11 protein-coding genes are annotated in these 13,061 nt (G+C 36.9%); 6 read left to right on the plus strand and 5 right to left on the minus strand.

The genetic code is table 11. From position 1 onward, the window contains the following. Nucleotides 1-68: 68 nt before the first annotated feature. Together IPK91_05700 and IPK91_05705 are read right to left on the minus strand one after the other, a co-directional pair. Nucleotides 69-707: a response regulator transcription factor gene (locus tag IPK91_05700; GenBank protein MBK8296766.1), complete on the minus strand. Its 639-nt coding sequence runs from the start codon at nt 705-707 to the stop codon at nt 69-71. Then, nucleotides 707-2,767: a sensor histidine kinase gene (locus IPK91_05705; protein MBK8296767.1), complete on the minus strand. Its 2,061-nt coding sequence runs from the start codon at nt 2,765-2,767 to the stop codon at nt 707-709. The genes IPK91_05700 and IPK91_05705 overlap by 1 nt, the downstream gene beginning before the upstream one ends. Before the next feature lie 153 nt (nt 2,768-2,920). Here IPK91_05705 and IPK91_05710 point away from each other — a divergent pair, with 153 nt between their 5' ends. The 5 genes from IPK91_05710 to IPK91_05730 all read left to right on the plus strand — a co-directional run bounded on the left by IPK91_05710 (nt 2,921) and on the right by IPK91_05730 (nt 7,767). Then, a complete protein-coding gene (locus IPK91_05710) occupies nt 2,921-4,090 on the plus strand; it encodes a T9SS type A sorting domain-containing protein (GenBank protein ID MBK8296768.1) in 1,170 nt (389 codons plus the stop codon). Between the two features lie 14 nt (nt 4,091-4,104). After that, nucleotides 4,105-5,274 (plus strand): hypothetical protein, encoded by a 1,170-nt coding sequence (locus tag IPK91_05715; GenBank protein MBK8296769.1) that lies wholly within the window; start codon nt 4,105-4,107, stop codon nt 5,272-5,274. A 16-nt stretch (nt 5,275-5,290) separates the two neighbouring features. Next, complete coding sequence (locus IPK91_05720; GenBank protein MBK8296770.1) at nt 5,291-6,472, plus strand: T9SS type A sorting domain-containing protein; 1,182 nt, start codon at nt 5,291-5,293, stop codon at nt 6,470-6,472. A gap of 273 nt (nt 6,473-6,745) precedes the next feature. Then, nucleotides 6,746-7,405, plus strand: a complete 660-nt coding sequence (msrA, locus tag IPK91_05725) for a peptide-methionine (S)-S-oxide reductase MsrA (protein MBK8296771.1) — start codon at nt 6,746-6,748, stop codon at nt 7,403-7,405. Next, on the plus strand, nt 7,402-7,767 hold the full coding sequence (locus IPK91_05730) for a methionine-R-sulfoxide reductase (protein MBK8296772.1): 366 nt from the start codon (nt 7,402-7,404) through the stop codon (nt 7,765-7,767). The genes msrA and IPK91_05730 overlap by 4 nt, the downstream gene beginning before the upstream one ends. A gap of 173 nt (nt 7,768-7,940) precedes the next feature. Here IPK91_05730 and IPK91_05735 read toward each other — a convergent pair whose 3' ends face one another. Next, nucleotides 7,941-8,696 carry a 1-acyl-sn-glycerol-3-phosphate acyltransferase gene (locus tag IPK91_05735; GenBank protein MBK8296773.1) on the minus strand — a complete coding sequence of 252 codons (756 nt, stop codon included), beginning with the start codon at nt 8,694-8,696 and terminating at the stop codon, nt 7,941-7,943. Nucleotides 8,697-8,706: 10 nt separating this feature from the next. Continuing rightward, the gene (locus tag IPK91_05740; GenBank protein ID MBK8296774.1) at nt 8,707-10,812 is read right to left on the minus strand and encodes a thioredoxin domain-containing protein; all 2,106 of its coding nucleotides are present in this window, start codon (nt 10,810-10,812) and stop codon (nt 8,707-8,709) included. Between the two features lie 138 nt (nt 10,813-10,950). On the opposite strand from IPK91_05740, the gene IPK91_05745 reads away from it, so the two are divergent. Then, nucleotides 10,951-11,421, plus strand: coding sequence for a hypothetical protein (locus tag IPK91_05745; GenBank protein MBK8296775.1), 471 nt, complete (start codon nt 10,951-10,953; stop codon nt 11,419-11,421). A gap of 116 nt (nt 11,422-11,537) precedes the next feature. Here IPK91_05745 and IPK91_05750 read toward each other — a convergent pair whose 3' ends face one another. Further along, nucleotides 11,538-12,758: a T9SS type A sorting domain-containing protein gene (locus IPK91_05750; GenBank protein ID MBK8296776.1), complete on the minus strand. Its 1,221-nt coding sequence runs from the start codon at nt 12,756-12,758 to the stop codon at nt 11,538-11,540. Nucleotides 12,759-13,061 lie beyond the last annotated feature (303 nt).

The raw sequence follows: 13,061 nt of genomic DNA on the forward strand, positions 1-13,061 counted from the left end.
TTAAAGTTTCCTGGATGCCTCCAGGTATAAATACCTTTTACTGCTGAAAGGTTCATACCAAAATACATTTATTTCCAATTCATCAATTCCCTCAATTTCTTTATCGCAGTAGTTCGGGAATTGACCTCCAAACGCATATACGCATTATTAATATGTCGCTTCAAGGTATTGATTGAAATAAATAGCTCCTGTATGATCTGCTGGTTGGTCTTACCGGAATAAATCAAAGTAAGAACTTCCATTTCACGCTGAGAGAGTGGATTGCTCAATTTCAAATTTATTTTATCAAAATGGAGCGCAGCATGTTGATTGTTTCCATCACTTGCAAAATTTGATAACGAAATTTCTAGGGTAGCCATTAATGACTTTTCGTGAAATGGTTTAACCAAATACCCTGAAGGCTGTATGTGTTTAGCTCGCTCCAAAGTGTTTTTGTCTGAATACGAACTTAAAAAAACAAAAGGGATGCCCATTTTATCATGTATAAATTTTCCCACATCAATGCCATCACGCTCCCCTTCCAAATTGATATCCAACAGCGCAATGTCTGGTTTTTCTTGTTCCAGTTTCAAAATGGCTTCTTCGTAATCATAAGCAATACCAGCCACTTCGTAATCATGATTGTTTAAATACATGGCTATATTTTCTGCAATCAATGGTTCATCTTCAACGATCAATACGCGTACTTTATAATTGATAGCTTCCATTAGGATCTCTTGGTAAATTGAATTTGAATCGTTGTACCATGATCACGAGCAATTTGCATCGTTCCTTTAAGTTTTTGAACAAATGCACGGACCATCTTGTAACCAAAACTGTTTGCACCGGCAACATCTATGAATTCCGGAATACCGATTCCATTATCTGATACTTCAAGTTGAAACAAATTCGACGTTTCTGAAAGTGCAACACAAATTTTTCCATTCGTCCGATCAACAAAAGCATATTTTAGAGAATTGGTCACCAACTCATTGATGATCATTCCTATAGAGACCACCAGATCCATATGCAATTGCATGGGTTTGACATCCACTTCGATCTCGACCTGCTCGCCATCTCTTTGATAGGCTGTCCACAGATGATCTACCAGATTTTGAATGTAGTTGGGCATATCCACCATATTCATGCCAGCGGACTCATAAAGATTCTGATGTATAAATGCCATGGATTGCACCCGGTGTTTGCTTTCATTCAACAAACTTTCAAACCGCACATCCTGGGTATATTTTGACTGCAAATCCAGTAAACTCGAAATTACCTGCAGGTTATTTTTAACCCGATGGTGCACTTCTTTATTGACAAATTCCAGGTCTTTGGTTTGTTTAAGAATAATTGAATTTTTTTCCTGCTGTTTCCTAAATAAATAAAAAACCAATAAAGCCAATGCCATTAATAAAATAATACCGGTCCACAGGAACGCTTGAAAATTGCGTTCATCTGCCAGCGTTGCTTTTCGCAAATCATTTTCCCGAATTAAGGACAAGCTCAGTGCTTTTTCCTTTTCCAATTGTTGTGCTTGCAATGTCTTTTCCCGAATCGCTGCTGCATTTAATTGTTGTTCTTGTGCTAATGAAAAATCCTTCAGTGCATTTTCTCTTCGAAGACCCTCTCTTAACATCAATTCCCGTTTCAATCGCTCTTCATTCAACTGATTTTGAATTTTCAAATAGTCTATTTCTTTGTCCCGGATCGTTAACTCTGAATTCTTTGCGATGCTTTCTGCCAGCTTTTGATTTTCCTTACTCGAATAACTGTTGCTATTATGATTTAAATACTTGACCAATTCATATGCTTTTGATAAATTTCCATTGCGATAATAGGCTTCCGCTAGATTCGATTTAATATAATAATCAATAAATGGAGTAAATCCCTGGTGGGACAATGATTCAGCTTTGTTAAATGCTTCCAGTGCTTCTGATTCTGAATGAAGGGCCATTGCATAATTTCCCTTAAGTACAAATAATCGAACATTAAAAAAATCCTGTTTTGGTTTAGCGGCTGCAGTATCGATCTCCTGAATGATTTCCTTCATACTGGCATACTCCTTTTTAATATAATATAAATTGGCCAGTTCAATTTTAGATTCATAGAACGCATTTGTTGAATTTTCCTGCGTTGATAAAACCAAACTTTGATTGATAAAATAATATGCAGAATCCAATTTCTCCAATGACAAATAAATGCGGCCCAATGACAGTGCATTTTTTTGCATGGCCGATTTGTTATTTAATTTTGTAAACAATTGCAGCGATCGTCTGTAAAATTGAATGGCTTTATCCGGCTTGGAGATTTTATCAAATACTAGCGCTAAGTCTTCCTGCAAAGACGCCATCAGGCTTTCCTCCCGATTGGCTTTTGCAAGATCCATTGCAGAGCGAATCTTTACTGTGGATGCAAAAAAACGACCGTTCTTAAAATCAACAGTTGCCAGGGTTTTCAAGGCCATGGCTTCAGTGTATGGTTCAGAATTTGGAATCAGTTTATTTAGAATCACCACGGCATCTTCTGAGTTGTCCATTTCAATAAATGCCTTTGCCAGGTACACATTGCATAAATTTTCCAGTCTGGATTCTTTTTGCTCTTGATAAGAGTGAATCCACTTACTCAGTATTGAATTAGCATTTTCTGGGCTGTCGGCTATCAATTTTATAGCCATCGATTCTAATTGAAAACGATCTGGTGGTGCCAAATGATTCTGAGCTTGTGTTGTAAAAAACAAAAGGCACCAACTAAAAATCAGCAGGAATATTTCTTTTAACTGTTTCAATAGAGCTTAAAATCTGAATCCAAAGATAGATTGATGCAGCAGGTTTTCAATAACCCTTTGGGGTGATATTGAAAAAACTAAAAGAAATCACCCTTTGGGGTGAAGTCATCACACCCATAAAAGTCTAAATTTGTACCATTAAATAAAATGCATATGAAAAGAATTTTTACAATCGGATTTATTTTAGGATGCCTGTTTCAGGTATTTAGTCAACGTCGCTTCGATGTTCAATTTCCTGTAGATGGCAGGATGCGCGAAAGCATCATTGTAGTCCCAAGTACAGCACCACCACCCGGTGGATATCCGGTAGTTTTTATGTTACATGGAACCAGCGGAGATGGTGAAAAATTTTACAATATTTCAGGATGGAAAGAAGTTGGTGAACAAGAAAATTTTATCACAGTATTTCCATCTTCTTTGAGTTGGTGTTTCATAGAAGATGGTATTGAAAAAAACAATACCCGTTGGGTAAATGGAAATGTTACGGATTTTCCATGTGCCGGACCCCCACAGGATTATGTAGATGATGTAAAATTTTTAAAAGTACTCGCAAAGCGAATTTCAGATACCTTTTCTGTAAATGAATCTATGATTTTCTGCTCCGGTTTTTCGAATGGTTGTTCGATGATACATAAACTGGCTATAGATGCCGGAGATGTTTTTGCAGCAGTTGCAGGAACCAGCGCAAATTTAACCGTCGGAGATTCTGCTCGCCCAATTCATAGAATTCCTGTTTGGTTAATGGTGGGCTCACTAGATGACCGATTTATTGTTCCTCCATTTACTGAATTGCCTTTTGGTGGTGATTCGATCTTAGGTTATTTAAAAGGTTCTCTCAACCGGGCTTTGGTTTGTCAGGGATTGGATACCGCATTTATTAAAATTGAACAGGATAGTGCACATACCTATCAGTTTACAAAAAATTTAGCCGGTGAAATTTCCAAACCATATATTTTCACCTTGTTAAAAGGAATGACCCATCAATATCCCAATGGTGCAAATTATCCTGTAAGTGCCCCATTAATTTTCTGGGAGTTTTTTAAACGTTCGGTAGCCGTTGCAACCGAGCATCAACATCAGGGATCAATTGGCATCTATGCGTATCCAAATCCTTCCAATGATCTCGTAACAATTTCTATTCCTGAATATCATGGAAATTATCATTGGAGTCTTTATGACACGCAGGGAAACCTACGATTAAAAGGGAATCAAGCGAACGGCGAGGCAGTACAATTCAAAAAATCGGAATTAGGAACCGGCTTATTCTTGTTTCGTGCAGACCTTGGCACAGGTGTTTTAAGTCAAAAAATTATTTTTAACTAATGAATCCGAATCTTATGAAATTTAATCTCAGTTGTGTGGTTTATATGACTTGCTTAGTAAGTTTATTCTCTCAAACACGTTATGATATAAACCTAATGTCCGAAGGCCGACTCAGAGAAAGTATTGTTGTTAAACCGAGCAGCCCTCCGCCGATTGGAGGATATCCGATTGTATTTATGTTGCATGGAACAAATCAAGATGGACCATACTTTTATGATGTATCCGGTTGGAAGGAATTAGGCGAACAAGAAAATTTTATCACCGTTTTTCCTACCTCCTTGAGATGGTGTTATGTGGATGACAGTGTAGAAACCCATGGTTTAAGATGGGTAAACGGACAAGTAACGGATAATCCATGTTCAGGACCACCACAGAACTACATCAGTGATGTCAATTTTTTAAAACTGTTGGCTAAAAAAATTGCAGACACGTTTCCAGTCAATCCTGCAATGATTTTTGCTTCAGGTTTTTCAAATGGAAGTGGAATGATTCATAAACTAGCTATTGATGCCGGAGATGTTTTTGCTGCATGCGCTGGATCCGGCTCCTTTTTACCAGTTGGTGATTCTGCAAAACCAATCCATCGCATTCCCGTATGGGCCATGATGGGAACAAGAGATGACAAATCGATAAGACCCCCCTTCACTGAAATTCCATTCGGAGATGATTCGGTGTTAGTCTATTTTAACAGAGCACTTCAACGGATGATTGATTGTCAAGGTGTAACTCAAAATTTCACAAAATTTGAAACAGCCATTACACACAGCTATGATTTTAAAGAAAGTAATTCCGGAGATACCGGACAATTGTATCGATTTACATTGGTCAATGATATGTTCCATGTGTATCCAAATGGAATGAATTTTAGATTGGAAGCAGCTAAATTGTTTTGGGAATTTTTTAAATCCAGTGTGGTTGTAAAAAATTCAGATCACTCCAAATTAATTCCAACAGCCAGTGTATTTCCCAATCCCTCCTCAGACGTCGTACAAATTTCAATCCCTGAATATGATGGAAATTATTTGTGGAAACTCCAGGATGCTTCAGGAAAAATACGAAGCAGTGGCATTCACAACAACGTCTCCGAACTTCTAATAAAAAAATCAGAAGCAGGAATTGGATTGTTCATCTTAACCTTGCAAACTGATCATCAGGTTTATTCAAATAAAATTATTTTCAAATAACTATAAACAACAACCTATGATCAAGGAAATTAAATACTTCGCTTTAATATGCTCATGGATTTTTTATAATTATGGTATTGCTCAAGAACGGATAGATGCAAAACTGTTTATCAATAATGAACTGCGTGAACTGGTAATTTTTAAACCTTCAGGCAATCCACCTGCTGGAGGATATCCCTTGGTTTTTATGTTGCACGGCTCCAATCAATCCGGACCGCAATTTTACAATATATCAGGTTGGAAGGAAGTGGCAGAGCGTGAAAAATTTATAGTTGTGTTTCCTACTGCACTTATTTATTGTACTACAGAAGGGGTTCAAACAAAGTGGAGTCATGGCAATACCTTTTCGATACTTTGCCCAGGTGATACCCTAAGAGATGATATTCCCTTTTTTTATAAAATGATTGATACGATATCAGCTATTATACCTATAAATGCAAATAAAATATTTGCATCCGGATTTTCAAGTGGTGGCACAATGGTTCCAAAATTAACGATTGAAATGCCTGGAGTCTTTGCTGCAGTTGGATGCGGAAGTGGTAATCTGGATGAAAGAGATATTAAACCAATGAATCCCAAAGTTCCTACATGGGCTATCCGTGGAACTCATGATCATAATTTTATAGATAGATTGGGAAGACCCTGCCCATTTAACGATACTGCTGTTGCAGTGAATTCCAATAACCTTTCCAACCACCTTACCTCTATGGGTTTAAGTTGGAATTATTCCAAAGACTCAAATGCCTACATTATCCATTATACTTTTACCGATCCCCTGCCGGGTGAATCAAAGGGATACTTCAGATGGAGCATCTTTTATGGGTTAGAACATGAATATTTCAATGGAACCAACTACCTGAATCAATTACCAAATCCTCCAATTGAAGCTGAATTGTTTTGGGAATTTTTTAAATCTGTATCACGAATCAGTTCGACAGAAAGCAAAAATGAAGATTCTTCCCTGTTGATTTATCCCAATCCAGCATCGGATGAAATAAACATTCGGTTATCAAATACATTGGATTCACCCATACAGACTTTGAAGGTTTTTAATATCATGGGACAACAAATTTATAATCAGCAACTGCCATTGACAAGTCCAATCACTTTAAAGAAATCGATGATTGGCTCGGGTATCTTCTTATTACAAATAACCACTGTACATCAAAAAATAAATCGAAGGATCATTTTTGAGTAATTGTTTACCATCTTTAAAATACCTACTGGATGAAGCCCCAAATTTCTAAGAAATTGGGGCTATTTTATTATTACAATCTAAAATACTTCGTCCGGAATCCAAATTTCAATTGCAAGCGTATGTCTAAATTAGAATTTGGTCAAGTTTCTTTTCCGATCCATTTTCTATTGAAAAATTTTGAAAGCACAAAAATCTATTTATTTTGAACGTTTCCTTTTCATCGAACTAAATTGATGATTATTTGTTATTGAACCAGGAAATTTATTAATTCGAATGAAAGTATTGAGTTTTTTAGTATTAAGTCTGGCTGGCTGCCAAAACCAGCCAAAACCCATTAGTTCACAAGAAACCATGAATGCATCTATGACTACAATTCAGGATCAAACAACAGGAAACGATAGTTTGGAGATAGCTACCTTAGGGGCCGGTTGTTTTTGGTGTGTAGAAGCAATTTTTCAAGATCTCAATGGAGTTGTAAAAGTTGAATCCGGTTATTCAGGGGGCGGTGTTAAAAATCCATCCTATCGCGAAGTATGCACCGGCACTACCGGACATGCTGAAGTGTGTCAGATTCATTTCAATCCAAAACAAATTAGCTTTGAAGAAATTCTTGAAGTGTTTTGGACTACCCATGATCCAACAACTTTAAATCGCCAGGGGGCTGATGCCGGTACCCAATATCGTTCAGCCATTTTTTATCACGGCGAAGCACAAAAAAATGCAGCTGAAAAATCAAAATCTGAAGTGGCAACACAAATTTGGGAAGATCCAATTGTTACAGAAGTTACAGCATTTACAACATTTTATCCAGCAGAAGATTATCACCAGGATTATTTTAATCTAAATGGATCTGCACCGTATTGTCAAATGGTCATAGCGCCTAAAGTGAAAACATTCAAAGCTAAATTTGAAGGAAAACTTAAAAAAAAATGAAAGATCCTAAAGACTATAATAAATTAACAGACGAAGACCAACGGATCATTTTAAAGAAAGGTACCGAATTACCCTTTTCAGGCATTTACAACAAACACTATGAAACCGGAACCTATGTTTGTAAACAATGCGATGCAGAATTATATAAATCCGAAGCTAAATTTGACTCCGGATGCGGCTGGCCCAGTTTTGATGATGAAATTCCCGGTGCAATCCGCTACCAACCGGATGCAGACGGCCGTCGCGTAGAAATTTTATGCAACCATTGTGGTGGCCATTTAGGACATGTCTTTAAAGGAGAAAAATTTACACCAAAAAATGTCAGGCATTGTGTGAATTCGATTTCAATTGATTTTAAATAGTTGTTAGTTGATTGTTGTTAGTTGATAGTTGATAGTTTGATAGTTGATAGTTGATAGTTGATAGTTGGAACAACCATCAAAAAATTAGTTTACACCATTAAAAACATTTTAACATTGTACCATTGCAGAATTGCAGAATTGCAGAATTGTACCATTGCAACATTCCCTCCCTACTATTTCCAATTTTTTTGAAACTCCTTGATCTTTTCATTTATCATAGTTTCTGCTTGCCTTGCCAATTGGTCGCCGGAGGAGCCATAAATGGGATCGAAAAAATGAATATAAATGTGCGTTCTCCATTTGGAGAATGTTTTAAAATATAAACCCATTAAACTTTCTTCATGCCAAAAATCAGTTTCAGGGTTTCCCATTTCCAAAGCAAATGGAACTACAGGATGGCCTGAGACAGCTGCAGCTTCAAATGATCCATTTCTGAAAGGTTTAGTTTCAGGAGTTGTCGTGGTGGTCCCTTCCGGAAAAATTAAAATACTCCGGTTAATGCGTAAATTTTCTTCAATCTGTGCTTTTGCAGTGTGCCGGCTATCAGAATTGGGCCTGTCAACATAAATGATTCCAGAGAGAACAGCTCCGGTATGTATTAATGGATATCCAGAAACCTCTTTTTTGCTAACGCCATAAGCTCTTCGAATAAAACTAAATGCAACTAAGGGATCCACAAACGACCGATGATTTCCAACATATAAATTGCCATCGCTTACATCAACCGTTCCAGATTTGTGAACCTTCACACCCAATACCCACAAGGCCATTTTACACCAATACATTCGAATGGCAAATGCCAATTCCTGATTGGCTAGTTTTAACTTCATCAACATCAATCCAATCCCAATCAATACAGCCATCGTGCCAATGATTATGGCAAAACGAATCGCTGCGAGTAAATAGCCCAATGGTTTGAATACAATCATTCCATTCAACTTAATTCATTAATTGAATGGCCTTACTAACATCCTGTACCGGCAACTTACAGACTTTATTTCTGCAAACGTAAATGTATGTCTGATCTTCTTGCAATTTTTCCTTCAATAACTCCAGACTGCCTTCAGAAGCTCCACCCAACAAGATGGCGTTGGGGGTGTATTTATTTAATATACTGGTATGCAATGCAGCAAAGTCTTTGCCAACGATAGCAACTTCATAAAGAGGTTTTACAAATCCAATTTGAATGCGCAACCAATTCGAAATAAATATAGGATCCATAAGTTCTTGTTGTTGAGCAATTGCGTGAAGCATTTTTTTGGAACGATCCAAATAGGATTCATTGTAAAAATACAATCCCAATTTATGAAGCACTTCACACATCAACGAGTTGGAAGAGGCAATAACTTGATCTGATAATTCTTTTTTGCGGGCAATGAGGGCTTTATCTTCCGAAGAAGTGTAATAAAATAACAATCCGAATTCATCGGTAAAATTTTTGATTACTACATCACAGATCGCTTTACTTTGCTGCAACCAGCTTTCATCAAAACTCACTTCATAAAGCCTGATCATGGCTAAGATTGTAAACGCGTAGTCATCCAAAAAGCCTTGCGCCCCGGTTTTACCCTTCATATAACTTCGAAACAATTTAAGATCATTCTGCAGCAATTTCGTCTTAATAAAATTTGCTGTTTTTATAGCTTCATCCAGATAGGACTTATCAGACGTTGCTGCATATACATCGCACAATGCTTGAACCATCATGGCATTCCAGGAACAAATTATTTTTTCATCACGTCCTGGCTTAGTCCGCTTATTTCGATAGGCAAGCATTTGTTGCTTTGCATTTTCCAATTGAGATCCAACTTCTGTTTCTGTAATTTTATATTTTAATGCCAATTCCTTTTGAGTCATGTGGATTTTTAACACATTTTTTCCATGTTCCCAATTTCCAGCTTCGGTGATATCAAAATGATCTATAACCAGTTTCAATTGGTTTGCATCCGGCAGCATTGTTTTAAGTTCATTTAAAGTCCACACATAAAACTTGCCTTCCTCTCCTTCTGAATCTGCATCAAAAGAAGAATAATATGCGGCTTCCGGAGATTTAAATTCATTAAACATAAATTTAGTACAATCCGTAATTAAATTTTTATATCCCTGGTTGTTAGTAAACCTATATGCATTTGCATAGATGCTGATTAATTGTGCATTGTCATAAAGCATTTTTTCAAAATGTGGAACATTCCATTTTGCATCCGTAGAATATCTTGCAAATCCACCGGCCAACTGGTCGTAAATACCACCTTCCATCATATTGGTCAAACTGAGATCAAGCCATTGCTTGGTTTTAATATCCTTAGTTGCAAATGCGTATTCTAAATTATATTCTAACAAAGGAGGCAATGGAAATTTTATTTGTCCGGATCGACCTCCATTTTGAAAATCAAGTGATGCAAGGATTCTGGCATGAGCGTCTGTCATGAATTTTGATTCAAATCTGAGCTCCTGATCATTCACATTAAATTGCTGCTCACTTTGGAGATGGTTTGCAATTTGTGCAGCCGCTTTTTGCAATTGATTCTGATCCTCTTTGTAAACATCCAATATTTGATTTAACAAATGCATCCATTCGTTTTTTGTAAGATAGGTCCCTACCCAAACCGGTCTTCCATCTGATAAGCAAATAGCATTTAGCGGCCAGCCACATCCTCCATTTTGATTTACGATTTGGCAAGCTTCCATATAAATATTATCAATGTCCGGACGTTCTTCACGATCTACTTTAATGGAAACAAAATTCGTATTCATGATACGACTGACTGCGGTATCCGAAAAAGATTCTTTTTCCATTACATGACACCAATGGCAGGAAGAATAGCCAATACTCACAATGATCAGTTTATTTTCTTTTACAGCTTTTGCCAGGGCTTCATCCGACCAGGGATACCAATCGACCGGATTATGGGCATGTTGAAGCAAATAGGTTGAATGCTCTTTGATTAGATGGTTACTTTTTGTTTCTGTCTGACTGCTGGATGGTTTGCATGCTATTAAAAGCAAAAAAAGCAATAAGGGAATCCCATGTTTCAATATATACATGTATCTGAATTTATTTTTTTTTGAAAAGCCGTGTAAAAGTAAGCTTTAATACGGTAACCCTGCATTCAGAATGTGCGTTAGAATTCGCAATACAAATATGAAAAATTTAACTATTTTTAAGCTAAATTCCAAAATCTCATGAGTTGGCGACGATTAAATGGGGATTTGATAGATACCCCAATTTTAGATGCGGTTGAACAGACGATTCTCCGCGAACAAGCAGCAGGTTACAAACTTAAATTATGCATTGGCACCGATAGTCAAACTCGAATGGATCATGTTGACTTTGCTACGGTGATCGTTTTTGTAAGAGAAGGTCGGGGTGGTTTTATGTTTATTCACCATTCAACACACAAAGGGATTATGCGCATTAAAGAACGTATGATTACTGAAGTAGCCAAATCAATCGAAATTGCATATCAATTGTGTGATCTGCTTGAAAAATATAGCATTGCACTGGAAGTTCACGCAGACATAAATACGGATCCTGGTTTTAAATCAAATACTGCATTAAAAGAAGCCATGGGATATATTTTAAGTATGGGTTTTATCTTTAAAGCAAAACCCGATGCATTTGCTTCATCGTATTGTGCAGATAAGGTTGTTTAGGAGAAGAGGCTGTTTTATCCTTTCAGACAAAATGCAATAGACTCATTCCATTTTTACTTAAATAACTAAATAGCGTTTTAGCGTTTTAGCTTAATAGCTTATCAGCTTTTCCCCAACTACTGTTTAATAAAATTCAGCTTTTCGATGGACTGCTCTCCTGACAAGATATCGACAAAATAAACTCCTTGAGATAGTTCGCTGATGTCAAAATATAAATTTGAACTTGACCGATCTACATTAAATGGAATGCTCGCCATTAATTGTCCGCAAATATCATAGATCCTGCACTCCAAGGGCCCCAATTTATCATCTGCTTCATTTTGCATTTGTAAGATATCTGAAGTTGGATTTGGATAGATGATAAATCGCTTACCTGTAAATCCTTTGTCCTTATTTTGAATGGATATTATTTTTGAATAATTAAAAGAACCATCTTTTTCCAACATTTTAAGTCGGTAATAGCTATTTAAATTCGATTCAGGATCAAAATAATTGTATTCAACAATTTCGCTGCCGTTGCCTGTGTTCCCTTTTTTAGCTTCTATTTTTGTGATAGTCTGAAAACGCGCAGACGTTGTTTTGCTGCGTTCAAGTTCGAAATGAGAAAATAGCTGATCCGAAGAAGCCAACCACTTAAGGGCATTTCCATTGCTCTGAGCCTCCCCGGTAAAACTCAATAATTTTACAGGTAATACGGCGCCACATACCACAACGGTTCCATTACCATTTGGACCTCCGTCTATAGCTCGAAACACGTCCCCATCGCAGGCTCCATTTTCCCAGGCACCCGTAGTACCGTCACCCGTTATCGTGATTTTAGGTAAATAAGCCATTGCTGAGCTGACATTGCAATCAATTTTTGCTTGAAAACAGAAGGGTCTTAAATCTGGAAAAGTTGCTTGAGGCGTTCCAATTCCATTGTCTCCATAATTATTTGCCGGATTGCCATCCCCTTCGTCAACATAAAATCCAGGGCCAGGCAAATTATTTTGAGCTGCTTTGGTTGAATCTAAAAATACCCAAAAGCGACTTCCATGTTGACAGGGTTGTGAACCGGTAGGGCCTTCGCAAATCTTAACCCCTTTAGGAATTTGATCAAATGAAATGAAAACACCATGAACCCAATTGGTATTTAACTCAAAGTATTTATCCAGTTTGATACAAAAATCAATGGAGACCATTCCAATAGCCGGATCATCGTAGGTTCCGCTACCACCAACCGCACTAAATCCATTAAGTGTCAAGGTAGCATTTGCACATTGCGCGTGCAATTGTTTAGTTGAACAAAGGACCAAGCCTATAACAAAGAAAAATAGCTTAATAAAATTAGTTTGCATGGATTTTACTTAACCGGGCGTGAATAATTAGAATGCAAGCAAGCTGTCGCAAATAATATGCCAATAGCTACAATGTATAAATTTCAGAAAAATCAAAATGTGTAAACGATTGATTATGTGCTGATTACACTTTTATAATGCAAGTCCTGGTTTTCAATAAGACAAGCGTATAAGGATTCATTTCTAAATATAAAAGACTATATTTCAAGAATAAATATATAACATATTTTTTACATATTAAAAATTAATTTAACTTATACTTATAAAAGATCTGGCCCTATTTTTGAAGGAAGTAGTTGATTG

This window comes from Saprospiraceae bacterium (assembly GCA_016712145.1).
In the GTDB taxonomy this organism is placed as follows: Bacteria; Bacteroidota; Bacteroidia; order Chitinophagales; family Saprospiraceae; genus Vicinibacter.